Annotated in this window: 16 protein-coding genes, 3 tRNA genes and 1 pseudogene; 11 read left to right on the forward strand and 9 right to left on the reverse strand. The window is 72.3% G+C overall.

What is annotated here, in order from left to right; genetic code table 11:
• Positions 1-297: 297 nt before the first annotated feature.
• A complete protein-coding gene (locus ACIBIW_RS25470) occupies positions 298-1,341 on the forward strand; it encodes a rod shape-determining protein (RefSeq protein WP_399339337.1) in 1,044 nt (347 codons plus the stop codon).
• A gap of 137 nt (positions 1,342-1,478) precedes the next feature.
• Positions 1,479-2,273 (forward strand): RluA family pseudouridine synthase, encoded by a 795-nt coding sequence (locus ACIBIW_RS25475; protein ID WP_399339338.1) that lies wholly within the window; start codon positions 1,479-1,481, stop codon positions 2,271-2,273.
• A 28-nt stretch (positions 2,274-2,301) separates the two neighbouring features.
• Here ACIBIW_RS25475 and ACIBIW_RS25480 read toward each other — a convergent pair whose 3' ends face one another.
• Positions 2,302-3,111 (reverse strand): SAM-dependent methyltransferase, encoded by an 810-nt coding sequence (locus tag ACIBIW_RS25480; protein WP_399339339.1) that lies wholly within the window; start codon positions 3,109-3,111, stop codon positions 2,302-2,304.
• A gap of 715 nt (positions 3,112-3,826) precedes the next feature.
• Here ACIBIW_RS25480 and ACIBIW_RS25485 point away from each other — a divergent pair.
• The 3 genes and pseudogenes from ACIBIW_RS25485 to ACIBIW_RS25495 all read left to right on the forward strand — a co-directional run.
• Positions 3,827-4,432, forward strand: coding sequence for a TetR/AcrR family transcriptional regulator (locus ACIBIW_RS25485; protein WP_399339340.1), 606 nt, complete (start codon positions 3,827-3,829; stop codon positions 4,430-4,432).
• 173 nt (positions 4,433-4,605) lie between these two features.
• Entirely contained in the window at positions 4,606-5,550 is a 945-nt protein-coding gene (locus tag ACIBIW_RS25490; protein ID WP_399339341.1) for a DUF1648 domain-containing protein, read from the forward strand.
• Between the two features lie 2 nt (positions 5,551-5,552).
• Positions 5,553-5,903, forward strand: a pseudogene (locus ACIBIW_RS25495) (GntR family transcriptional regulator); the annotation flags it as partial.
• Between the two features lie 1,485 nt (positions 5,904-7,388).
• Here the strand turns inward: ACIBIW_RS25495 and ACIBIW_RS25500 are convergent.
• The 3 genes from ACIBIW_RS25500 to ACIBIW_RS25510 form a co-directional block, all read right to left on the reverse strand.
• Positions 7,389-7,465: transfer RNA gene (locus tag ACIBIW_RS25500), tRNA-Ile, on the reverse strand.
• A gap of 166 nt (positions 7,466-7,631) precedes the next feature.
• Positions 7,632-7,704, reverse strand: a tRNA-Asn gene (locus tag ACIBIW_RS25505).
• A gap of 5 nt (positions 7,705-7,709) precedes the next feature.
• Positions 7,710-7,782: transfer RNA gene (locus ACIBIW_RS25510), tRNA-Asn, on the reverse strand.
• A 155-nt stretch (positions 7,783-7,937) separates the two neighbouring features.
• Here ACIBIW_RS25510 and ACIBIW_RS25515 point away from each other — a divergent pair.
• The 6 genes from ACIBIW_RS25515 (at position 7,938) to ACIBIW_RS25540 (ending at position 15,984) form a co-directional block, all read left to right on the forward strand.
• Positions 7,938-8,243 (forward strand): YtxH domain-containing protein, encoded by a 306-nt coding sequence (locus ACIBIW_RS25515; protein WP_399339342.1) that lies wholly within the window; start codon positions 7,938-7,940, stop codon positions 8,241-8,243.
• Positions 8,244-8,366: 123 nt separating this feature from the next.
• Positions 8,367-9,839 carry an FGGY-family carbohydrate kinase gene (locus ACIBIW_RS25520; protein WP_399339343.1) on the forward strand — a complete coding sequence of 491 codons (1,473 nt, stop codon included), beginning with the start codon at positions 8,367-8,369 and terminating at the stop codon, positions 9,837-9,839.
• Between the two features lie 266 nt (positions 9,840-10,105).
• A complete protein-coding gene (locus tag ACIBIW_RS25525; RefSeq protein ID WP_399339344.1) occupies positions 10,106-11,842 on the forward strand; it encodes an ABC transporter ATP-binding protein in 1,737 nt (578 codons plus the stop codon).
• Complete coding sequence (locus ACIBIW_RS25530; protein ID WP_399339345.1) at positions 11,842-13,764, forward strand: ABC transporter ATP-binding protein; 1,923 nt, start codon at positions 11,842-11,844, stop codon at positions 13,762-13,764. The genes ACIBIW_RS25525 and ACIBIW_RS25530 overlap by 1 nt, the downstream gene beginning before the upstream one ends.
• Positions 13,765-14,105: 341 nt before the next feature.
• The gene (locus ACIBIW_RS25535) at positions 14,106-14,933 is read left to right on the forward strand and encodes an NmrA family transcriptional regulator (RefSeq protein ID WP_399339346.1); all 828 of its coding nucleotides are present in this window, start codon (positions 14,106-14,108) and stop codon (positions 14,931-14,933) included.
• A 58-nt stretch (positions 14,934-14,991) separates the two neighbouring features.
• The gene (locus ACIBIW_RS25540) at positions 14,992-15,984 is read left to right on the forward strand and encodes an AraC family transcriptional regulator (protein ID WP_399339347.1); all 993 of its coding nucleotides are present in this window, start codon (positions 14,992-14,994) and stop codon (positions 15,982-15,984) included.
• A 63-nt stretch (positions 15,985-16,047) separates the two neighbouring features.
• Here the strand turns inward: ACIBIW_RS25540 and ACIBIW_RS25545 are convergent, their stop codons facing one another.
• The 5 genes from ACIBIW_RS25545 to ACIBIW_RS25565 form a co-directional block, all read right to left on the reverse strand.
• Positions 16,048-17,139: an RNA polymerase sigma factor gene (locus ACIBIW_RS25545; RefSeq protein ID WP_399339487.1), complete on the reverse strand. Its 1,092-nt coding sequence runs from the start codon at positions 17,137-17,139 to the stop codon at positions 16,048-16,050.
• 355 nt (positions 17,140-17,494) lie between these two features.
• Positions 17,495-17,860, reverse strand: coding sequence for a hypothetical protein (locus ACIBIW_RS25550; RefSeq protein WP_399339348.1), 366 nt, complete (start codon positions 17,858-17,860; stop codon positions 17,495-17,497).
• 14 nt (positions 17,861-17,874) lie between these two features.
• Entirely contained in the window at positions 17,875-22,641 is a 4,767-nt protein-coding gene (locus tag ACIBIW_RS25555; RefSeq protein ID WP_399339349.1) for a putative T7SS-secreted protein, read from the reverse strand.
• Positions 22,641-23,303, reverse strand: coding sequence for a hypothetical protein (locus tag ACIBIW_RS25560; RefSeq protein WP_399339350.1), 663 nt, complete (start codon positions 23,301-23,303; stop codon positions 22,641-22,643). The genes ACIBIW_RS25555 and ACIBIW_RS25560 overlap by 1 nt, the downstream gene beginning before the upstream one ends.
• On the reverse strand, positions 23,300-23,926 hold the full coding sequence (locus ACIBIW_RS25565) for an SseB family protein (RefSeq protein WP_399339351.1): 627 nt from the start codon (positions 23,924-23,926) through the stop codon (positions 23,300-23,302). Before ACIBIW_RS25565 ends, ACIBIW_RS25560 begins: the two co-directional genes overlap by 4 nt.
• Between the last annotated feature and the right edge of the window lie 70 nt (positions 23,927-23,996).

A 23,996-nucleotide genomic window follows, 5' to 3' on the forward strand; every position in this document is an offset into this window, starting at 1 on the left:
GGGCGGGGTGGGGACGGCGGGTGCTGCGGGGACGGCGGCCGGGCCCGCGGCCCGCCCGGGTATCGGGACGTCGTCCGCGGCACTCCTGTCGTCTTCGTCGGGCGTCGTGCTGGTCACAGGAGATGTTAACCATGCCGTCGGCGGGGTGGCCCGGGTCGCGGACCGTGTGCCTGCTCACCCGCGCGGCGGCGGCCCGCTCGGACCAGTTCACGGTGCGGCGCCGCCGCCTGGCGCCCACGATGCGTTAGAGGGCCGCGGGCGGCGGCCCGGCAACGGCCGCGATCCGGGAGGAACCCCATGACGTCCAGCGCGAGTCTCGAACAGCTCCGGCGCTGCCAGGTGGCTGTGGATCTGGGGGCGGCGCGCACCCGGGTCTATGTGAAGGACGTGGGCCTGGTGGTGGACCAGCCGAGCGCCGCGGCCGTCAACACGCAGACGGGGGCGCTGATCGCGGTCGGCGAGTTCGCGGAGCGGATGACGGGCCGCACCCCCGACTACATCCGGGTGGTGCGCCCGGTGTCGGGGGGCACGGTGGTGGACATCGACATGGCGCAGCGGATGCTGCGTCACCTCCTCGGCGACAAGCTCCGCAGGACGCTGCGGCGCAAGCCCCGGCTGCGGGCGGCGGTGTGCACCCCGCACGAGGCCGACCCGCTGGCGCGGCGGGCGGCGACGGAGACGATGCTGGGGCTCGGCGCGCGCCGGGTGGAGCTGGTGGACACGCTGATCGCGGCGGCGGTGGGGTGCGGGCTCCCGGTGGAGCGCCCGGAGGCGACGATGATCATCGCCTGTGGCGCGGCGACCACGCAGATCGCGGTGCTGTCGCTGGGCGCGATCGTGACGGCGGTACGTATCCCGGTGGGCGGCGAGGCGATCGACCACGCGATCATCCAGCATCTGCGGCAGCGCCATGAGCTGGTGCTGCCCTCCCAGTCGGTGCGCCCGCTGCGGGTGGCGATCGCGGAGAGCGGCATGGGCAGGGCGGGGGTCGCGTCCACGGAGATCCACGGGCGGGACGTGGCGACGGGGCTCGCGCGCAGCGTGACGGTGGACACGGCGGCGGTGCGGGAGGCCATCCACACCCCGCTGACGACGGTGATCGACGGGATCGGGAAGGTGCTGCGCACCTGCCCGCCCGACCTGGTGGCCGACCTGGCCGACCAGGGCATCATGATGGTCGGCGGCAGCGCCCTGCTGCCGGGCTTCGACGACATGCTGCGGACGGCGACGGGGGTGCCGGTGGCGATCGCGGAGCGGCCCGACGTGTGCGCGGTACTGGGGCTCGGCGCGATGCTCGAAGGCCGCGTGGAGCCGATGACGCTCGACCAACTGAGCGTGTAGCCGCCCGCCGCCCCGCACGGCCGCGCCCCGGCCGCCTGCCGCCCGCCGGGGCCGCCGGACCGCGGCCTCGCGCCCGTGGGCTCGTACGATACGGAGCCTGGGCCGCGGGCGGCGGCGGTGCGAGCGGAGGGCGGGACGTGGAGACCTGGGCCGGGGTGCGCGGCGGTTCGCTGGTGTACGAGGACGAGGGGATGCTGGCGCTGAACAAGCCGCCGGGGATCTCGGTGACCGGCGAGCGGCACGACACGGACCTCGTGGAGATGGCGGCGGAGGCCGGGGAGCGGCTCTATCCGGTGCACCGTATCGACAAGGTGACCTCGGGGGTGGTGCTGTTCGCGAAGGACGTGGCCCACCACGGGCCGCTGACGCGGCAGTTCAACCGGCAGACGGTGGACAAGGCGTACCTCGTGGTGACCAGGTCGACGGGGCTGCCCGAGTCGGGCGCGATCGACCTGCCGCTGTCGGTGGGCCGCAAGAACCGGGTGCGGATCGCGGGCGCCCGCGAGGACATCGGCTACGACGCGGCGGCGCGGCGCTGGTCGCTGCGGCCGGGGGCGGAGCTGCCGGGCAAGAAGAACTACCCGTCGCTGACCACGTTCGTCAGGGTCGCGCGGACGGACACCCGTACGTTCCTCGTGGTGCGGCCGGTCTCGGGGCGACGGCACCAGATCAGGGTGCACCTGGCGTGGACGGGCCACCCCATCGAGGGCGATCCGCTGTTCGACCGTCAGAGCGCGGAGAGCGGCGCGCTGACGTGTCTGCACTCGTGGCGGCTGGCGCTGGACGCCGCGTGGGCGCGGCCGAGCAGGGTGCTGTTGGAGGCGGAGCCGCCCGCGGCCTTCTGGGAGGCGTTCGGCGGGGACGGCGGGGAGCTGTCCGCCCGCGCGAAGGAGGCGCTTGCGCTGCTGCCGGGGGCGGGGACGGCGACCTGAGGAGAAGGCCGCGGAGGCGGTCGCCCGCTCAGAGGCTCTTCTTCAGCCCCACCGCGCCGAAGGTGTGCAGATGGACGTCGGACGGGGGGGTGTCGCCGGGGCCCGGACGCCAGTGCTGGACCTCGACGAGTCCCGGCGGGATCAGGTCGAGCGGTTCGAGCACGGCGGCGATGGCCTCCCGGCTGCGGGCGACGAGGGTGATGCCCTGCTCCCGGTAGATCTCCTCCATGGCGCGGCAGGACTCGGGGGCGAACTCGTCGGTGAAGTGCGTGAGGAGCAGACAGCTCCCGGGGGCGAGCGGGTCGAGGAGGTCGGCGACGATCTCGACCGGGCGGTCCTGGTCGGCGACGAAGTGCAGCACCGCGATGAGGAGCACGGCGATCGGCTGTTCGAAGTCGAGGGTGCCGCGGGCGGCGGCCAGGATGGCCTGGGGGTCGCGCAGGTCGGCGTGGACGTAGTCGGTGACACCGCCGGGGCTGCTGTGCAGGAGCGCCTCGGCGTGCCGCATCACGATGGGGTCGTTGTCGACATAGACGACACGGGCGCCGGTCTTGACGTGCTGCGCGATCTGGTGGGTGTTGGGCTCCTGGGGCATGCCGGTGCCGATGTCCAGGAACTGGGTGATGCCGAGTTCGGTGCCCGCGTACTCGATGGAGCGGTTGTGGAAGGCCCGGTTGGCGGGCGCGACCTGCTCCATGTCGATGTGCTTCTGGACCTCCTGCGCGACCTCGTAGTCGACCTCGTAGCCGTTCTTGCCGCGCTGGAAGGCGTCGTACAGGCGGGCTGCGCTGGCCGATGCGGTGTCGACCTGCTTGCGGCGCTGGCGGGAGTCAGACACGGGATCTTCCCCAGGGTGACTCGGGCCGGGACGTGCGGGGGCGTCGCGGCAGGGCGGCGGGGGTCGCTGGCGCGGCGGCGCCCCGCGGGGGTCGCGCGGGGGTGCGGGGCCGTACCGGCGGGGCGCCACCCGACCGGCGGACCGTGGTCCTGGCATCCGGCAAGACCCTGGTCTCCTCTCCGGTGCGAGTGCCGTCGATAGGCCACCTTGTCAGAACTTGCGGGGAAAAAGCGGGCCGCCGTGTCCTGTGTTGCGCCGGGTGCGGGCGCGGCCCGGGGGTGGGGCGGCCCGGGGGACGCGAGCGTACGGGCTCCGACGCGGGACGCGCGGACTTCCGGGTCCCTCGCCGTGCGCAGCGCCCTCGCGGGGCCCGGCGGGCCGACACGCTCTCATCGTAGCCACGCACCTGGGCGGCCGCCCGGTCAGCGGGGCGGCGTTTGCCCAGCTCAGCCCGAGCCCGGGCGGCCCGTCCCGGCCCGGAGCGGCCACCGGCGGCGCGCCCGCCACGGGGCACGAATAGCCTGCCCGGGTGAGAACGGCGGACCGCCGGTCCCGGGTGCCCCGGCGGGGGGACCCGCCCGGCCTGGCCGTCACGTGCCCCGTCTGGCATGATGGGGCGAAAACGGAACGATGCTCCGGAAAGCGTACGGAACCGGTCGGACCCCACGGGCGCGGTCGCCCCAGGAGGCCCGGCGCGGGAGAGGGAGGGCGCACGATGGGTGACGGCAACGCCGGCGGCGGGGGCGCGGGGCGCGCGGCCCGGCCCAAGCGGGCGGACGCCCGGCGCAACGAGGAGACCCTGCTCGACGCCGCCGCCGCGGTCTTCGTCACCGCGGGCGTCCAGGCGCCGGTGCGCGACATCGCGGCCGAGGCGGGCGTCGGTACCGGCACGATCTACCGGCACTTCCCCACCCGCGCCGACCTCGTCATCGCGGTCTACCGGCACCAGGTGGAGGCGTGCGCCGAGGCGGGCCCCGCACTGCTGGAGAGCTGCCCGGGCCCGCACACGGCGCTGGCGCGCTGGATCGACCTCTTCGTCGACTTCCTGGTCACCAAGCACGGCCTCGCCTCCGCGCTGCGCTCCGAGGACACCGGCTTCGACTCGCTGCACGCGTACTTCCTCGACCGGCTCGTGCCGGTCTGCACGGAACTGCTGTCGGCCGCCACCGCCGCCGGGGAGATCGACTCGGACATCAGCGCGCTCGAACTGATGCACGGCGTCGGCAACCTCTGCATCGGCGCGGACACCGACCCCGACTACCAGGCCCGCCGCCTCGTGGCCCTCCTCATCGCGGGCCTGCGCGCACCCCACCACGACTGACCCCGGGGGCTCGCCCGCCCGGCACAGAACACCCGAGACGGGAACGGCCACGGCAAGGTACGCTGCAATTGTTCTACTTCACTTAGAACAACAGCACAGTGCAACTCGACTGCGGCAGCAAGGACGACCGCGGCGAGATCCACAAGGGAACGCGAGGCGTAAGGGGGAGTCGTATGAGCGCCATCCGCAGGGGCGCGCTGACGGCCGTTCCGTTCGGCGCGGCAGCCGCCGTGTACATCAGTGTCTTCCTGGCGAACTACGGGCGGCTGCCCGGCCGTGTCGCCACCCACTTCTCGGGCGGCGGCGCGCCCGACGGCTCCATGGGCAAGGCCGCCGCGCTCTGGCTGGGCGGCGGCCTGATCGTCGGCCTCGGGGTGCTCTTCTCGGTGCTCTCCGTGGCGTCGAGGGACGGCAGGGGGGTGCGGCTGACGGCCGCGGTCGGCGCGGGCACCGCGATCCTCGTCGGCTATCCCCTGGTCTTCACGGTGGTCCTCAACCTGGACGCGCGGGGACCGGGCGAGGTCAGGCTGCCGCTATGGCACGCGGGCGTCCTGCTGGTCGCGGGCCTGGCCGTGGGCGGCGCGACCTGGTGGCTCGGGCAGTCGGGGCCAGGCCCCACGCGCCCGGCGGCGCCTTCGCTGACGCTGTCCAAGGGCGAGGCGGCGACATGGAGCCGCACCGCCGCCTCGCGCACGGTCATGGCGACGGCGGCGGCCGTCGTCCTCGGCGGCGCGCTCGCGACGGCGCTCGACTCGTGGCGGACGGGGGTGCTGCCGCTGCTGCTCGGCTTGGTCTGCCTCGCGTTCGCGGCGATACGGGTCACCGTCGACCGCCGCGGTGTCACGGTCGCCTCGACGGTGCTGCCGCGGCCACGCCTCGTCGTACCGCTCGCGGGCATCAGGGACGCGAGCAGCGTCCGGATCGGCGCCATGACCGACTTCGGCGGCTGGGGGTACCGGATAAGGCCCAACCGGCGCGGGGTGGTGCTGCGTTCGGGAGAGGCGCTGTCCGTCCGCACGGTCCGCGGCCGCGAGTACGTGGTCACCGTCGACGACTCGGCCACCGCGGCCTCCCTCGTCAACGGCCTGGTGGAGCGCGGCACGGAAAGGCGTGGTTAGCCGTGCTGTTCCGGGTGCGCCCCGGCTCTCCCGTACCGCTCGGCGACCAGATCGCCGCGTGCGTACGGGGAGCGCTCGCGGACGGCACACTCGCACCGGGCGAGCGGCTGCCGCCCGCCCGCGAGGTCGCCGACTCCCTGGGCGTCAACGTCCACACGGTGCTGCGCGGTTACCAACGGCTGCGCGACGAGGGCCTGATCGAACTCCGCCGCGGCAGGGGCGCGGTGGTCACCGCCACCCCCGCCATCGCCGACCAGGCCCGCCTGACCGCCTCCCTCCACGACCTCGTCAACCAGTCCCGCACGCTGGGCCTGACGGACGAGGATGTACTGGCGTTGGTCCGCGACACGCTACACAGGACGGCCGGGACGGCCGATGCGGCGGTGGGGGGCGACAGGGTCCGGGGGGTCGGAGAGACCGACGAGGTCAGGGAGGGCAGAGAGGGCAAAGAGACCTGGGAGACCTGGGAGACCCGAGAGGCCAGGGAGGTTCGGGAGGCCGGGGAGACAGCCCCGCCCAAGCCCGACCGCTCCCCCGCGGAACCGGAAGCCCCCTCGCGCACGGGGAAGCCACGCGCCAGCACCCGTTGACCCCACACCTTCTCCCCGCTGGGCCGGGGCCGGGCTTGACCCGCGCACAATCCCGTCGTCCTGAACGACCGTGGTCATGTCGCACCTCTCCTCGTCCGGGTGGATCTCTGAAGGGGGCCCGGCCAGTTGAGGACGTGAGCAGTGCGGGCAGACACACCGCGGTGAACGGCCCGTTGCGCGGCGGGGCGGCCACGCCATGGGGAGGGGCCCGCGCGGTAGCTTGGTCGGGAGGGGGTAGCGATGGATGACCTGGGCAGACGCGAATTCGGCGCCTATCTCTCGCTCGACGAGCCCCTGGAGGCCCTGGAGAGCGTCGCCGCGCGCAGGCGGTGCCCGGACCACATACCGGAGGAGGCCGACAAGGACGACAGCCCCCACGCGTGTGTTCAGCGGGCAGTGGGGTGGCTTCTGGCGCACGACAACGCCCATGGCGGGGACCACGTCGCCGACGCGGCCCTTCAGCAGTGGCGGACGGCGATGGCCGGCCTTGACGGACCCGGGAAGCGCCGGCTCTCCGTGACCTCCGAACTCGCGGAAGTGGCCGGGTGGCTGTTGTTCGACGCCAACCGCCAGCGGGAGGCGCGAGCCGCGTTCATGGGGTCCCTGCGCCTTGCCCGTCTCGCGGGGGACCGGGCCATGGAGTGGTTCGCGCTCGATCTGCTGGCCATGCACGGCATCGAGAACGGCCGCATCGGTGAGGTACTGGCGATCTGCGACGAGGTCACGGGCGGGCCCGTGCCCCCTCGCGTGGCGCTCCTTGCCGACATGCGCCGAAGCCGCGCCCTGGCGCTGGCCGGTGACCGGGCGCGAGCCATGGCGGCGATCGAACGGGCCCGCGGTGCCCTGGAAGACTCCTCACACCCTCGCGACCCGGGCTGGGCGTGGTGGGTCGACGACGTGGAGATCAGCGGCCAGGAGGGCGAGGTGTTCTTGGCGCTGGCCGATACGGAGCGGGCCGTGCCGCACTTCGAGCGGACGAACAAGCTGGTGGCCGCGGGCAATGCGACGGGGCGGGGCGCCTTCTTCTACCGCACCGCCGAACTCTCCGCCCTGACCGCCGCGGGAGCGTGGCGTGAAGCTCAGGAGTCGCTGCACCACTTGGCCCCGATCCTGACCGCGGTGACATCGACCCGTACCCGTACGCGCCTGCGCCGGGTACTGCGAGACCTGGAACACGACGCCCCACGCCGACTCGTGGTCACAGCCCACGACGTGGTGACCGACGACTCCTGGATCGAACATGCGTCCTGGTGGGGCGGGTGGGGCTCGAACCCACGACCGACGGATTATGAGTCCGCTGCTCTAACCGGCTGAGCTACCGCCCCGTCTCGGCGCGTCGCGCACATTTGTGCGCGCCGTCTGCCGCAGCATAGCCGCTCATACGATCTCCTGCCTCGGCTGGTCGGCAACGCTCGTCCTTGAGGACTCCACGCAGGCCAAGGCGGTTGCGAGGAGCACAAAAAAGGACCCCAACGGGGTCCTTCTCGGCTGCTCCCCCGACTGGACTCGAACCAGTAACCTGCCGGTTAACAGCCGGCTGCTCTGCCAATTGAGCTACGGAGGATCGAGCTCCCCCGACTGGACTCGAACCAGTAACCTGCCGGTTAACAGCCGGCTGCTCTGCCAATTGAGCTACGGAGGATCGCCTCGGTGCATCGATGACGCCTCCGGGGGTATCCGCCAGGCGGCGCGCGCTCGCTGCTCGACATACATTAGCGCAAGCAGGGGGGTGCTCCGCCAATCAGTACTGTCGCGCGACAGTAGCGAGCGACTCCGTCTCAAGGAAGGGTGGCCTCCATGCGCTACCGGCTCACATTCACCGCAGGGCTCGCGGTCGGTTACGTCCTCGGGACGCGCTCCGGGCGGGAGCGGTACGAGCAGATTCAGGGCTGGGCCCAGGCGGTCTCCCGCAACCCGGCGGTGCGCAACACCGCCGAGAGCGCGGCGCAGCAGAGCCGGGAGCTGGCGGGCAAGGCGTTCCACTCGGTGAGCGACAAGGTGGGCGAGCGGGTGCCCGAGTCGGTCGCGGGCCGGGTGCGGACCCTGCGGGACCGCTCGCGCACCGACGGCGCGGGCGACTGGGGCTCCTCCTCGGCGACCTGACCCCAGGGCCCGGCGCCCCGGCCCTGGACCGCCCGCGCCGGCTCCGCCATCGGCTCCGCGCTCCGGGCCACGAGGTGCACCCTCGTGGCCCGGAGGGCTTTCCCGGTGCGGCAGAATTCCCGTATGGGGATCGTCGCCGGACTGGACAGTTCATCCGAATTCACCCGTATCGTCGTGTGCGACAGCGATACGGGCGCCGTGCTGCGCCAGGGGCACGCCCCGCACCCCACCGAGGGCGCGGGGGCGTCCGAGCCGGGGCGGCAGGGGGGCGTCGACCCGCAGGCGTGGCTGCTCTCCCTCGGCGAGGCGGCGACCGGCGGGCTGTTGGAGGGCGTGGCGGCCATCGGGGTTTCGGCGCAGCAGAACGCGCTGGTGCCGCTCGACCCCCAGGGCGCCACCGTCGGCCAGGCGCTGACCGGTACCGACCAGCGCGGCCAGGCCGCGGCGGCCGACCTGCTCGACCTGCTCGGCGGGCGGGAGGCGTGGGCGGGCGCCGTGGGCTGTGTGCCGGGCCCCGCGCAGCCGGTGACGAAGCTGCGCACGCTGGCCAGGTCGGACCCGCGGCTCGCGGAGCGGGTGGGCCTGCTGCTCGGCGCCAACGACTGGCTGGTGTGGCAGTTGCTCGGCCGCCCGGCGCGCCGCACCACCGACCGCGGCACCGCGTCGGGCACCGGCTACTGGTCGGCCGCGACCGGCTCGTACCGCCCGGACCTGGTGGAGCTGGCGCTCGGGCACCGGGCGGTGCTGCCGGAGGTGATCGGCCCCGCCGAGGCCGCGGGCACCACCCCCGAGGGCCTGCTGATCTCGGCGGGCACCGGGGAGACGATGGCCGCGGCGTTCGGCCTCGGGCTCGCCGCCGGGGACGCGGTGGTCTCGCTGGGGGCCTCGGGCTCGGTGATGGCCGTGCACCACGAGGCGCTGACCGACGCCACCGGCACCATCACCTCGCTCGCCGACGCCACCGGGATGCATCTGCCGGTGGTGCACACCCTGAACGCGGTCCGGGTGCTGCGCGGCACCGCGGAGCTGCTGAGCACGGACCTGCCGGGCCTCTCCGAGCTGGCCACGCGCTCCACCCCCGGCGCCCACGGCCTCGTACTGCTGCCGTATCTGGAGGGCGAGCGCACCCCGAGCCTGCCGCACACGGCGGGCACCCTCGCCGGGCTGCGGCGCGAGGCGATGCGTCCTGAGCATCTGGCGCGAGCCGCGTTCGAGGGCATGCTGTGCGGGCTCGCCGACGCGCTCGACGTGCTGCGCGGCCGGGGCGTCGCGGTGCGGCGGGTGTTTCTGCTGGGCGCCGCGGCCGAGTTGCCCGCCGTCCGGGCGGTGGCGCCGATGCTGCTGGGCACCCCGGTCCTCGTGGTGCGCCCCGCCGACTACGCCGCGCTTGGCGCGGCGCGGCAGGCGGCCTGGGCCCTCGGGGTGTCCCGGGGAAGGCTCACGCCCGAGGCGCCCCCGGCCTGGGGCGCGCCCGACGCCCAGGTGTTCGAGCCGGGCGACGAGGCGGCGGTGGGCGACGCGGTGCGCAAGCAGTTCACGGCGGTACGGGACCAGACGCACCCGGGCGCGTTCGGCGGGCAGGGCCAGGGCGGCTGACGGCACCCGGGGCCTCCCCCGCGCGGGAGGCGGAGGGGTGTGGGCCGGGGGACGGACGTAGGTCCCGGGAGCCCGCCGGGAGGGCCCGGAGTCCTACGGCCGCGGGGCCCCGGGAGCGGCGGAGGTCCGCGCAATTCAGGGATGCACCCCGACTTTGGTCCCGTTCCTGGAAAATCGCTTGAGGTAACGCCCACGGGATGGTCGACGATGGGGGTGAAGCAGCCCATCACCCCGTACCTTGCCCGCGAGCGAGAGATATCCACAGCGTGCTCATACAGATCCTGCGGACCCATCTGGGCCCCTACAAAAGACCCATAGCCCTGCTGGTCGTCCTGCAACTGCTACAGACCTCGGCCACCCTCTACCTGCCCACCCTCAACGCCGACATCATCGACCAGGGAGTCGTGAAGGGGGACACGGGCTACATCCTGTCCACCGGCGGCCTGATGCTCGGCATCGCCGTCGCCCAGATGGTGTGCAACATCGCGGCCGTCTACTACGGCGCCCGTACCGCCTCGGCGCTCGGACGCGACGTGCGGGCGGCCGTCTTCAACCGCGTGCAGTCGTTCTCCGCCCGCGAGGTCGGCCACTTCGGGGCCCCCACACTGATCACCAGGACCACCAACGACGTCCAGCAGATCCAGATGCTGGTGCTGATGTCGTTCACGCTCATGGTGTCCGCGCCGATCATGTGTATCGGCGGCATCATCATGGCGCTCGGCCAGGACGTGCCGCTGTCCGCCGTGCTGCTCGCGGTGGTGCCGGTGCTCGCGATCGGAGTGAGCCTGCTGGTGCGCAAGCTGCGCCCGCTGTTCCGCTCCATGCAGAAGCGCCTCGACAACGTCAACCGGGTGCTGCGCGAGCAGATCACCGGCAACCGCGTCATCAGGGCGTTCGTGCGCGACGACTTCGAGCGCGGCAGGTTCGAGAAGTCCAACCGGGAGCTGACGGACGCGTCGCTCGGCACCGGGCGGCTGATGGCGCTGATGTTCCCGCTGGTCATGACCGTGGTCAACTTCTCCTCGATCGCGGTCGTCTGGTTCGGCGCGCACCGTATCGACAGCGGCGGCATGCAGATCGGGGCGCTCACGGCGTTCCTCGCGTATCTGATGCAGATCGTGATGTCCGTGATGATGGCCACCTTCATGTTCATGATGGTGCCGCGCGCGGAGGTCTGCGCCGAGCGCATCCAGGAGGTGCTGAACACCGACAGCAGCGTCGTCCCGCCCAAGGCGCCGGTGACCGCGCTGCGGCGCCACGGCCACCTGGAGATCCGGGAGAGCGTGTTCCGCTACCCGGGCGCCGAGGAGTCGGTGCTCAGATCGGTGAGCCTGGTCGCCAAGCCCGGGGAGACGACCGCCGTCATCGGCTCCACGGGCAGCGGCAAGACCACGCTGCTCGGCCTCGTGCCCCGGCTGTTCGACACCACCGAGGGCGCGGTCCTCGTCGACGGCGTGGACGTACGCACCGTCGACCCCGACCTGCTGGCGCGGACCGTCGGGCTCGTACCGCAGAAGCCGTACCTGTTCGCCGGGACCGTCGCCACCAACCTGCGCTACGGCAACCCGGACGCGACCGACGAGGAGCTGTGGCACGCGCTGGAGGTGGCGCAGGCCCGCGGCTTCGTCGAGAACCAGCTCGAAGGCGGCCTCGACGCGCCGATCTCGCAGGGCGGCACCAACGTCTCCGGCGGGCAGCGCCAGCGCCTCGCCATCGCCAGGACCCTGGTGCAGCGCCCGGAGATCTACCTCTTCGACGACTCCTTCTCCGCCCTCGACTACGCGACCGACGCGGCGCTGCGCGCCGCGCTGTCCCGGGAGACCGCCGAGGCCACGGTGGTGATCGTCGCCCAGCGGGTGTCCACGATCAGGGACGCCGACCGGATCGTCGTCCTCGACGAGGGCCGTGTGGTCGGCACCGGACGCCACCACGAGCTGATGGAGAGCAACGAGACCTACAGGGAGATCGTGCTCTCCCAGCTCACGGAAGCGGAGGCAGCCTGATGGCCGGCCCGATGGGACGGATGGCGGGGAACCCCGACGAACAGACCATGGACTTCAAGGGGTCCACCAAACGGCTGCTGCGGCAGTTCAGACCGCAGCGGTCGCTGATGATCGCGATGCTGGTGACGGGCGTGCTCAGCGTCGCCCTCTCCGTGGTCGGCCCGAAGATCCTCGGCCGGGCGACCGACCTGCTGTTCGCGGGCATCATCGGCCGGCAGTTCCCCGACGGGGTGAGCAGGCCGCAGGTCATCGACCGGCTGCGGGACCAGGGCAACGGCAAGATGGCCGACCTGCTGTCGGGACTCGACTTCACGCCGGGCAAGGGCATCGACTTCGGCGCGGTCGGCGGCGTGCTGCTGCTCGCGCTCGGCACGTTCCTCCTCGCGGGCCTCTTCATGGCGGTCTCGGCGCGGCTGTCCAACCGGGCCATCAACCTCACCGTGATGCGGCTGCGCGCCGAGGTGCAGGCGAAGCTGTCGCGGCTGCCGCTGTCGTACTTCGACAAGCGGCAGCGCGGCGAGGTGCTGAGCCGCGCCACCAACGACCTCGACAACCTCAACCAGACCCTCCAGCAGAGCACGGGCCAACTGGTCAACTCCCTGCTGACCATCGTCGGGGTGCTGGCGATGATGTTCTGGATCTCGTGGCTGCTCGCGCTGGTCGCACTGGTCACGGTGCCGCTGTCGTTCGTGGTGGCGACCCGGGTCGGCAAGCGCTCGCAGCCGCAGTTCGTCGCGCAGTGGCGGGCCACCGGCGCCGTCAACGCGCACGTCGAGGAGATGTACACCGGGCACACCCTGGTGAAGGTCTTCGGCCGGCAGCGGGAGGCCGCCAAGGACTTCGACAAGCGCAACGAGGCGCTGTACGAGGCCGGGTTCAAGGCGCAGTTCAACAGCGGCATCATGCAGCCGCTGATGATGTTCGTGTCGAACCTCAACTATGTGCTGGTGGCCGTCGTCGGCGGTCTGCGGGTGGCCTCGGGCTCGCTGTCCATCGGCGACGTCCAGGCGTTCATCCAGTACTCGCGGCAGTTCTCGATGCCGCTGACCCAGGTCGCGTCGATGGCGAACCTGGTGCAGTCGGGCGTGGCCTCCGCCGAGCGGATCTTCGAACTGCTCGACGCGGAGGAGCAGGAGCCCGACCCGGTCGACGCCGAGCGGCCCGCGCGGCTGCTCGGCCGGGTGGAGCTTGAGCACGTCTCGTTCCGCTACGAGCCCGACAAGCCGCTGATCGAGGACTTGTCGCTGTCGGTGGACCCGGGCCACACGGTCGCCATCGTGGGCCCCACGGGCGCGGGCAAGACCACCCTGGTCAATCTGCTGATGCGGTTCTACGAGGTCACCGGCGGGCGGATCACCCTGGACGGGGTGGACGCGGCGCGGATGTCGCGCGCGGAGCTGCGCTCCGGGATCGGCATGGTGCTCCAGGACACCTGGCTGTTCGGCGGCACCATCGCGGAGAACATCGCGTACGGCGCGCCGAAGGACGTCACCAGGGAGCAGATCGAGGAGGCGGCGCGCGCCGCGCACGCGGACCGCTTCATCAGGACGCTCCCCGACGGCTACGACACCGTCATCGACGACGAGGGCACCGGGGTCAGCGCGGGCGAGAAGCAGTTGATCACCATCGCGCGCGCGTTCCTCTCCGACCCGGTGATACTCGTGCTCGACGAGGCGACCAGCTCCGTGGACACCAGGACCGAGGTGCTGATCCAGCGCGGCATGGCCAAACTGGCCAGCGGCCGTACGTCGTTCGTGATCGCGCACCGGCTCTCCACGATCCGGGACGCCAACACGATCCTGGTGATGGAGAACGGCTCCATCGTGGAACAGGGCACCCACGAGCAGTTGTTGCTCGCCGACGGCGCCTATGCGCGGCTGTACTCGGCGCAGTTCGCCCAGGCGGTGGCCGAGGTGGACTGAGCGGCCTGACGGCCTGTCGGCCGGATGGCCGGATGGCCGGATGGGCCTCACGGCCTGGCGGCCGGATACGCGAGGCGGGCCCGGGGGCCGCCTCTTCGCGCGGGAGTACGGCGCGGAGGGGTGGCCCTTCGGGCTGCTCGGGGGTGGGGCTTCGCGCTGCGGGGGTAAGGGGCTCGGGGAGGCGGGAGCCGGGGCTCGGGGAGAGCGGGGCTCCGGGGAGCGGGGCTGGGCGGCGGGGCGGAGTTGGCCCCGGGGTGGCGTCGCGGGTGCTGAGACGTTGGCGTATGCGGCTGAGTCTCGGGGCGATGTTGCGTCCAGCGGGGGCGGGCTTCACTGGTGCCATGACGAACACCGCACCGCACAAGAGCCCGATCCTCGTCACCGGCGGCACCGGCAAGACCGGCCGCCGGGTCGCCGAGCGTCTTGCCGCCCTCGGCCACGGGACCCGCGTCGGCTCGCCCTCAGGGGCGACCCGCTTCCTCTGGGAGGACCGGGGCACCTGGGCCCCCGCGCTCGAAGGGGCCGGGGCCGCCTATGTCGCCTACTTCCCCGACCTGTCCTTCCCCGGCGCCGCCGAGACCGTCGGCGCCTTCTCCCAGTCCGCCGTCGAGCACGGCACCCGGCGCCTCGTCCTGCTGTCGGGGCGCGGCGAGGAGGGCGCGCGGGCGTCCGAGGACGCCATGCGCGCGTCAGGCGCCGACGTGACCGTCCTGCGCTGCTCCTGGTTCGACCAGAACTTCAGCGAGAGCTTCTTCCTCCCCGCGGTGCTCGACGGCGAGATCGCGCTGCCCACCGGGGACGCCGTGGAGCCGTTCGTCGACGTCGACGACATCGCGGACGTCGCGGTGGCCGCCCTCACCGACGACCGGCACACCGGCGCCACCTACGAACTCTCCGGGCCGCGGGCGATCGGCTTCGCGGAGGTCGCCGCCGAACTGAGCAGCGCCACCGGCCGCACCATCGCCTACAAGCCGGTGGACATGGAGGACTACCGGGCCGCGCTCTCCGCCGCGGGCCAGCCGCCGGAGTTCGCCGACCTCTTCGAACTCATCCGCGACGGCCGCAACGCGGAGCCCGTGGACGGGGTGCGGACCGTACTCGGCCGCGCGCCGCGGGACTTCGCGGCATACGCGCGGGACGCGGCGAAGACCGGGGTCTGGAACGCCTGAGGGGCCGGGCCGGAAAGCCCCGCTGCGGCGGTCGCGGCCGGGGACATACCGTGAGGCCATGGACACCCTGACAGGACTGCTGGAGAGCCCGAAGGCGCGCGGCGCTTTCCTGATCAAGTCCGTCTTCCGGCCGCCGTGGGGACTGCGCGTCGAGGACCGGGCGCCGCTGTCGGTGGTGACCGTGATGCACGGGACGGCCTGGCTGCTGCCCGACGGTGGACGGCCGCTGTCGATGGCTCCCGGCGACGTGGCGCTGCTGCGCGGCCCGGACGCGTACAGCATGGCCGACCGTCCCGAGACCGTGCCCGAGGTGATCATCGGGCCGGGGCAGACCTGTGCGAGCCCGGAGGGCGAGGACGTCGCCGGGCGGATGTCGCAGGGCGTGCGCACCTGGGGGCACACCCAGACGGCCGGTGCGGCGGTGCTGCTCAGCGGCACCTACCAGGCGCCGAGCGAGATCGGCGCGCGGGTTCTTGGGTCGCTGCCCACGGTGCTGGTGCGCCCGGCGTCCGCGGGGCCGAGCCCGGCGGTGGCGATGCTCGCCGAGGAGATCGACAGGGACGAGCCGGGACAGGAGATCGTCCTCGACCGGCTGCTCGACCTGCTGCTCGTGCACGTGCTGCGGGCCTGGCTCGCCGAACCCGACTCGGGGGCGCCGCCCTGGGTCAGGGCGCAGGGGGACCCGGTGGTGGGCCCCGCGCTGCGGCTGCTGCACGAACAGCCGCAGCGGCCCTGGACGGTGGCGTCGCTCGCCGAGTCGGTCGGGGTGTCCCGCGCCGGACTCGCCCGCCACTTCACCGAGTTGGTCGGCCAGCCCCCGATGTCGTATCTGACGTCGTGGCGGCTCACCCTCGCCGCCGACCTGCTGCGCGACCCCGAAGCCACGGTGGCGAGCGTGGCGCGCCGGGTCGGCTACGGGGGCGCGTTCGCGCTGAGCACCGCGTTCAAACGGGTGCGGGGGGTCAGTCCCCAGGACTTCCGCAGGGGCGTCGGGCAGTTGGACACCCCGGAACAGGCGCCGCCGCGTGGCACGGTGGTGCTGACCCACTGAGCGGTCCGGGCGCCCGCCGGGACGCGGGCGCCGTCAGTACGGTCAGTACCGTCACTACCGTCGTCAGTACAGATACCCCCTGAGCTGGTCGGCAAGGGCGTGGTCGCGGAGCCGGGAGAGGGTCTTGGCCTCGATCTGGCGGATGCGCTCCCTGGTGACGCCGAAGAGTCTGCCGATCTCCTCCAGGGTGCGCGGCCTGCCGTCGACGAGCCCGTATCTGAGCTGGACAACGCGGCGTTCGCGCTCGCCGAGGGTGGCGAGGACGGCCTCGATGTGCTCGCGCAGCAGCAGGAAAGCGGCGGACTCGGCGGGCGAGGCGGCGTCGCCGTCCTCGATGAGGTCGCCCAGCGCGAGGTCGTCCTCCTCCCCCACCGGCGCGTGCAGCGACACCGGTTCCTGGGCGAGCCGCAGCACCTCGCTGACCCGCTCAGCGTCGAGGCCGAGCTGCGCGGCGACCTCGTCCGGGGTGGGCTCCTGGCCCCGCTCCTGGAGCAGCCGCCGCTGCACCCGCACCACGCGGTTGATCAGCTCCACCACGTGCACCGGGACCCGGATGGTACGGGCCTGGTCGGCGAGGGCGCGGGACATGGCCTGGCGTATCCACCAGGTGGCGTAGGTGGAGAACTTGTAGCCGCGGGTGTAGTCGAACTTCTCCACGGCCCTGATCAGCCCGAGGTTGCCCTCCTGCACCAGGTCGAGCATGGTCAGGCCGCGGCCCGCGTACCGCTTGGCGACGGACACCACGAGCCGCAGGTTGGACTCGATGAGGCGGCGCTTGGCCAGCCGGCCCTGGACCACGAGCCGGTCGAGGTCGAGCGCCAGCGCCGGGTCGGGCGCGGGGCCGTCGGCGAGTCTCTCCCCGGCGAAGAGGCCCGCCTCGACCCGGCGGGCGAGTTCGACCTCGTCGGCGGCGGTCAGCAGCGGGATACGGCCGATCTCGCGGAGGTACTGGCGGAAGAGGTCGGAGGAGGGCCCGCCGGAGTCGAAGGACCGCGTCGGCGCGGGCGCCGGTGGCACGGGCCCGGCGTCGGCCTGTTCCGTACGGGTGGGGGAGGCGAGGGTCTGGGACTGCACGGGTGCGACCTCCAACGTGATCGCTGCCGGGGTGCGGAACCGCGGGAGGTGAGGGACCGACGGCCGGGGCACCCCCCACACGACGAACCGGATCACCGCCCTCCAGTGTGAGGCACGGCACAGGGCGGCCACGAGGGTCGTGCACCACTTTTCGGCCTGCCAACCGCGGAGTCCGCCACGAACGAAGCCCGACCCCTCTGCAACGACGCGTCGGCGTGAAACTCCCGAATACCTTTCGCGATCACCGAGGAGACGCCGGAGCGGTCGCCCGCAGGTACTCCAGGGCGACGGGCAGCAGCCAGGGCAGCCCGCCCCCCTGCCCGATAAGCCGCCGCAGCTACCGAACACACCAGGGTATTCCGTACCACCGCCCCAGCATCTCCCCTTCCGCCCAGCCTTGCGGCGGATTATGGGTTCCCCCGGAGGCCCATTCTCGTCACTCGATACCCCACATGGGACCGAACTTGGACGGAGACCTTGAGTCGCCCTCGTCCTCATGCCAGTCGCAGTGCGTGGCGAATACGTAGTACGGGCCTCCGTTGAGGACGAAGACGTGATGGTTCGGCCGGGAGGCCAATACGACTCCGGGACCAATGACGGAATCCGCCCCCGCACGATCCTGTTCGTCGACCACCAGAGTGTCCCAAGTGGAAGGAACGTGCATCAGCTCGACATTGGTGAAGAGGACGTCGATACGGGTCTCGTACTCGTGGATGTTCAGGCTTCTCAACAACAACCGCGAATAACTGACGCTGTAGTGCCAGATCCGGAACCTGCGCTGAAAATCGAGGAGTCGACGCACGATACAGAGTCTCCTTAAATATCCGGCATATCAAAGGAAGGCACAGCTTCCCCGTCCATGTAGAACGTGATGCTACTCCACGGACGATTCCCCCACTTCACGGCGTCTCCCACCATCGCCATTTCACGTTCCGTTGTGAACCAACCCCCAGAAGCCTTCCCTCGACCGTAGGAGGCGGCAAACAATTCCGCCGGATCGTCCGTGATTCGTTGTCCGAACCCCTTGAAGCCATTCAGCACGATATGAAGATGCACATGCGGCTGCTCGTGCGCGACATGCCGGACACTACCCAGCACCTCATCGAAACCCTGGTCGAGAAAGTGCGTGAATCCATGGCCTTCTGCGAACTCTTTCAACTTGCCTTCGTCTCTGGTTCCCAGCGCCAGATGATCAGGACAAGCCGCAGGCGCCAGTCCGAGCGGGTCTGTATAGCGGAATGGGTTGAGTACGTAGAGATGGGGATTTGGGCCGGGTAAGAGACCGAGCGGATCGGCGGTCAGATACCGCGCCGTCTCCGGATCATACGTCCTGAAGAAGTTGTGGTGCAGGCCCGTTTCCGGGTCGAAGTACTGGCCGGGGAAGCGGAGTGGGGTGTAGGTCTCGGCGTTTGTGTTCCATGTCGTCGTGCCCCACAGGGTTCTTCTTGTGTGCCAGGCCACCTCCCCGTTCTCCGACACCAGTTCCGTCGGTGTGCCGACCAGATCGGTGACGATGGCGTAGAAGCGGGTGTTCACCTCATCCGGGGAGATGACCCGCTCCGTCTGGGCCAGCGGGTGGTGCCCGTCGTGGTCCCAGGTGAGGGAGACCGGGTGGGGAAGGTCCCGCGCCCGGGTCGTCTGCTCGCAGAGGGTGGTGCCGTCCCAGGTGAAAGTGGTCTGCTCGACGGTCGTCGTGCCGTCCGCGGCAAGGCGCCGCTTCGATGTCCTGCGTCCCAGCGGGTCGTACGTGTAGCGCCAGCGGGTGCCGTCGGGGGTGGTGACGGCGATCAGGCGGTCCTCGGCGTCCCAGGTGTAGTGCCAGGTGTCGGGGCGGTGGGACAGACGCTTCTTCTGGCGCAGGACGATACGGCCCGCCGCGTCGTGCTCGTACCGGACGCCGCCCGCCCTGGTGATGCTCGTGCCCGAGTACGCCCGCGACCCCCTGGCCTCGCCCCCGGGGTGGCCGTCGGGCCAGCTCGCCTCGGTCTGGTTGCCCGCGGCGTCGTAGGCGTAGTGCTCGGTCCAGTCCTCGGCGCGCACCGCGGTGACCCGGCCCGCCGCGTCCAGCTCGAAGCCGTGGTCGCCGCCGTCCGGTTCGTGCACGCGGATCAGGTGGCCGTCCGGGCGGTAGGCGTACGACCTGTGCAGGACAGGCCCGCCGCCGCGTGCGGTGGAGCGCAGTGACTGACCGGTCAGGCGGCCGAGTGGGTCGTAGGCCAGGTCAAGCGCGGCGCAGTCGCCGATCCTGCGGGTCAGCTCCCTGCCCGCGGCGTCCCGGTCGAAGGCGAGGGTGCGTCCCGAAGTGGTCAGCGTGGCGCGGTGGCCCGCCGCGTCGTACGTCCATGCCGACTCGGCGCCGCTCGGGGTGGTGCGGCCCGTGCGGCGGCCGAGGAGGTCGTGGGCGAACGTCACCGTGCGGCCGTCGACCGTCTCCGAGTGGAGCCGTCCATGGCGGTCGCGGAGCACGGTGAGACTGGTGTCAGGGCCCACTGCCCGGACGAGTCGGTCGGTCAGGTCGTAGGCGTAGGTGGTGACCTGCCCCGCCGCGTCCTTCCGTGTGACCTGTCCCAGCAGGTTGCGTTCGAACCGGATCGTCTCCCCGAGCGGGGTCGTGCGCGCCGTCAGGGCGCCCGAGGCGTCGTAGGCGTAGGTGGCCGTGCGGCCGTCGAAGTCGGTCTCGGCGGTGAGGCGGTCCGCGTCGTCGTAGGCGTAGGTCCAGGACAGGCCCTGCGGCCCTGTCACCCGCACCAGTCGCAGTTCGGCGTCGTGGTCGAAGGTGTGGCGGGTGCCGTCCGGGTCTGTGCGAGCGGTGAGGACGTCGAAGTGGCCGTACTCGAAGAGGGTGCGGGCCCCCATGGGGTCGGTCCGTGCGGTGCAGTTGCCCTCGCCGTCGTAGGTCCAGGACTCCGCTGTGCCGTCGGGGGCGGTCCGGCGTGCGAGGTTGCCCTCGACGGTCCACTCAAGGCGGGTGGTCGCACCGGTGGCGTCGGTGACGGACACCGGTCGGCCGAAGGCGTCGCGGACGTACCGGGTCACACCGCCCAGCGGATCGCGCAACTCAAGCGGCAGCCCCGCGCGGTCGCAGCGCACCAGGGTGCGGGCGCCCAGGGCGTCCGTGACGGAGGTCGGGCGCCCGGCCCCGTCGTGGGTGAAGCGGGTGGTGGCACCGGCCGAGTCCACCACCGCCACGCGGTTGCCCTGCTCGTCGTAGGAGTGCCGCGTGGTGGTGCCGTCGAAGTCGGTCACCGACAGGGGCAGGCCGAACGCACCGTACACGGCTCGACGGGTCCTGCCGTCGGGGCGCGTCACCTCCGTGAGGTTGCCTTCGTCGTCGTAGGTGAGGCGTGTCGTGCGGCCGAGCGGGTCCGTCAGGGACAGCAGCCGGTCACGGTGGTCACGCACGTAACGCGTGGTGTTTCCCGACGCGTCGGTCTCGGCGACCACCTGGCACGCCTGGTTGACGAGATACCGCCGGGTCCGGCCGTCTCCCGTCGTGACCGTGTTCGTCCTGAGGCCGGTGGCAGGGTCGGGCTCGCCGTAGGACAGCCGCAGGCTCATGTGCCCCGCGGTGCCGCCCTCCGCCACGCAGCGGCCGTGGGCGTCGTATGCGTAGCGGTACCCCCGGCCGTTGGTGTCGGTCCAGGACGTGACACGGCTCTGGTCGTCATAGGTGAAACTCAGCGGCAGGCCGGAGGAGTTCACGGTCCGGGCCAGGTTGCCGGCCTCGTCGTAGCGGTAGCGGACCAGCTCCTGGTCCCCGCCGTCCTCGGCGGCCCCGGCCAGGTGGAGGGCGGTGATCCTGCCGCCCTCGGTGTCCACTCGCAGCCGGTGGCCGGCGCTGTCCCTCAGGGAGAGGGGGACCCCGTGGGCGTCGTGGTCGAAGATGATCCAGTTGCCGTTGCGATCGTCGATCTGCTCCAGCCGGGCGAGAACGGTCCCCCGCGGGCCGTCGGCGCCCGCGGTCCCCGCGCCGCTCGCGCCCTCCGGGCCGTCGGGCGCCCCTTCCGAGAAGTGCCAGGTCCGGCCCGTCTCGGTGTCGGCGACGACGTAGCCGCCCTCGGGCGCACGGTCCAGGGGCCAGGCGGGCCCGTGGTGGGGCAGCACCGGAACACCCGGCGCGGGGTGCGGGTAGGCCAGGACGAGACCGTCCTCGTGGACGAGGACGATCCCCTCGGAGTCGATCTCCAGGCGCTGGTCGAGGGTGCTGGACCACGACGGTCCGAACCAGCGGCCGAGGTGGCTGTCGGAGGCGGCGCGCCGCCGGAAGACGAGCGGCAGAACGCCGGGCAGGGCCACATCGGTCAGCGGCAGGAACATGGTGCCCGTCGCGAGGTCGACCGGGTCCGTTCCCTTCGTCTCGACGCCTTCCCTGCGGGCGTGCGCGGGTCCGTCGTCCGCCTTGTGCCGGGCCTGGCCGCGCTCCGACCGGCGCATACCGTCCTTGGCCGTGTCCGCGAGCCCCTTGCGGGCCCCGGCGCGCAGGAGGCCGCCGGGCCCGCCGCCCGCCAGCAGGCCGGGGATCACCCGGCCGGTGAACTCGGAGGGGTCGCGCCCGGCCTCCGCGACCAGCCCCCCGGCCGTCTGGCGGGGGTGGGTGACGGCCGAAGTGAGGTTCGCCAGCGTCATGTTGACGTGCTGGGCGTAGTCGGCGGGATGAGTCAGGTTGTAGGGGTCGAGCGGGTTGACGCCACGTACGAAGTTCCACAGCCCGGCAGCGCCCTTGGCCGCGCCGCCCGCCAGATGGGTCAGCTCCGTGCCCGCTGCTCCGACGCCGTCCGCCATGTCGGCGCCGATCCGTGCCAGCGGCGGGGGCTCGGCCGGGGCGTGCTCCAGGGCGGCCCTGACTGCTTTCGCCGCGTCCTTGCCCGCGTCGTCGCGCTGGCGGCGGGCCTCGCGCAGGGTGTCCTTCGCGCTCCGGATGTCCTCGGTGCCGGGGTCGGAGAACGCCGCGGGGCGCGGTCCCGGGGGGCCGTCGCCCTTCAGCGCCGCGTTGTAGGCGTCGACGCGCCTGTGGTACGCCGCGACGGCCAGGTCCGAGTTCTCCTTGCCCCGCTTGTAGATGTCGATGGCGTCCTTCGCCCGGCCCTGCGCCCACTGGACGGTGTCCGCGAAGGCTTCGAGCGCCTCGGCGGCCTTCTCACAGGCGTCCGCGGCCTGTGTCCACTTGGTGGGGTGCATCGCGAACTTCTTGCGGAAGGCATCGCCCCCGGCGCCGCGCCAGTGTGTGGAGTCGAGCTTCCCCATGCCCTTGGCGACGGCGGCGAACGCCTTGTGGAAGTCGCGCAGATGACCGCCGGTCGTGCGTAACTCGGCGGGGCTGCCGTGGATCAGTTCGCCGGCCTCCTCGGTCTCGCCGAGCCCGCGCTCCCCCGGGGTCGCCCCGAGATCGGACGCGAACTCGTCGCCCCAGTCCTCGACCGCGTCCGCGACGCCGTCGGCGCCCACCCGTTCCAGACCGGCGCCGACCAGGTCGGTTGCCCGGTCGACCCCCTCGCCGATGTCCTTCTTTGCGGCGTTCCAGCCGTCCTCGGCGGCTCCCGCGAGCTTGTCGAGGCCGTCGCCGATGTCCCCGAAGATCCCCATCAGTGCGCGTCGTCGTCGGGTTGTTGCTGCCGCGGCGTCCAGGACCTGTGTGGTTCGGCGTCGGCCCGGCCGCCGTCGGCCGGCTGCCCGGTGTCCGTGGGCGGGTCCTGGCCCGCGGCGGTGAACGACTCCGTGGTGCCGGGGGCCTGGTCGGCGTGCTGCCAGGCGTCCACGCTGTTGCGGTAGGCGGCCTGGAAGGAGTCACCGCTGTAGTCGGGGTGCGCGGCCTGGGTGACGGGGTTGTCCCCCACCACCTGGCCCCACGACCGGTCGGCGACCTCCTGCTCGCTCAGGTACGGGTCGCCGAACGCGGAGTTGACCACGGTCTTCAACGCCCCGTCGACGTACTGGTCCGTCTCGTAGTACGTCCCCGCGGACAGGCCGACGTCCTCCGCGAAGGTGTTGCCCTCGTCGATCAGGGACCGTACGCCCCACTCCCACCGCTCGCAGAACGATCGGAAGGCGTCGGTGAGGTCCCCGTGACCGACGTCGAGACCGCTCAGGGCCAGCTCCCCGAAACCCCGGCCCTGACCCGCGGCGCCCGTCATGCCGATGTCCTTCAACTCTCCGAGGGCGTCGGTCAGTCCCTTGGTGATCAGGGCGAACCCCTCGGAGCCGGCCGCGAGGTCCGTGCCCTCCCCGGGTATGAACCGCTCGGTCATCGGTCTCCTTCCGGCGCCCCGGCCGGTGGCTCCTGGCCGCCGAACGCGTCGGCGTCCACCGCCGCGTGTTCCGGTACGACTCCACGGACCGGCGGGAACAGCGCACCGCCCGCGCCGTCGGCAGCGTCGAGCGCGACCCCGCAGGGGCCCGCCACCGAGGGCACCACCACGTCCAGCAGCCGGGCGCCCGGCAGGCGTTGGTACTCCCACTCACGGTCGGCCTCGCCGCGGGCCGTGGCGAAACGGGACAGCGCCTCCTCGTGCGAGAACGCGTAGATCCACAGGACGCCGCCCCGTTCGGCCATGAGCACACCGGCGTCTCCCCCGCCGTCGGGACGGACGACCGGGACCAGCACGGGAGTGCGCCGGAACTCCCCCAGCACCGCGGCGAAGGACCGCCCCGCCCCGACGGCGCTGCCGGGGTCGTCGGTTCGTCCAGGCGCGGGAGAGGCGGGGCTGGTCTTCTGTGTCGCTGTCGGGGGCGGTGCCGGGGCTCCCTCCCCGGAGGTGTCGCGGCGTTCCTCAAGCCCGGTGTCCTCCGCCGTCGTCACCAGGTCGGCGATACGGGAACGGGGCGGGGGCGTGGCGGAGGAATCGGCTGTGTTCTTTCCGGTCACACACACGTACAAGATGATTGCATACCGTGATGGGCGGGTGCCGGGGGCCTTCGCCGTCCTCATGCCCCCGCCGCCC

Origin of the sequence: Streptomyces sp. NPDC050560 (assembly GCF_044457285.1) — a bacterium.
Taxonomy (GTDB): domain Bacteria; phylum Actinomycetota; class Actinomycetes; order Streptomycetales; family Streptomycetaceae; genus Streptomyces.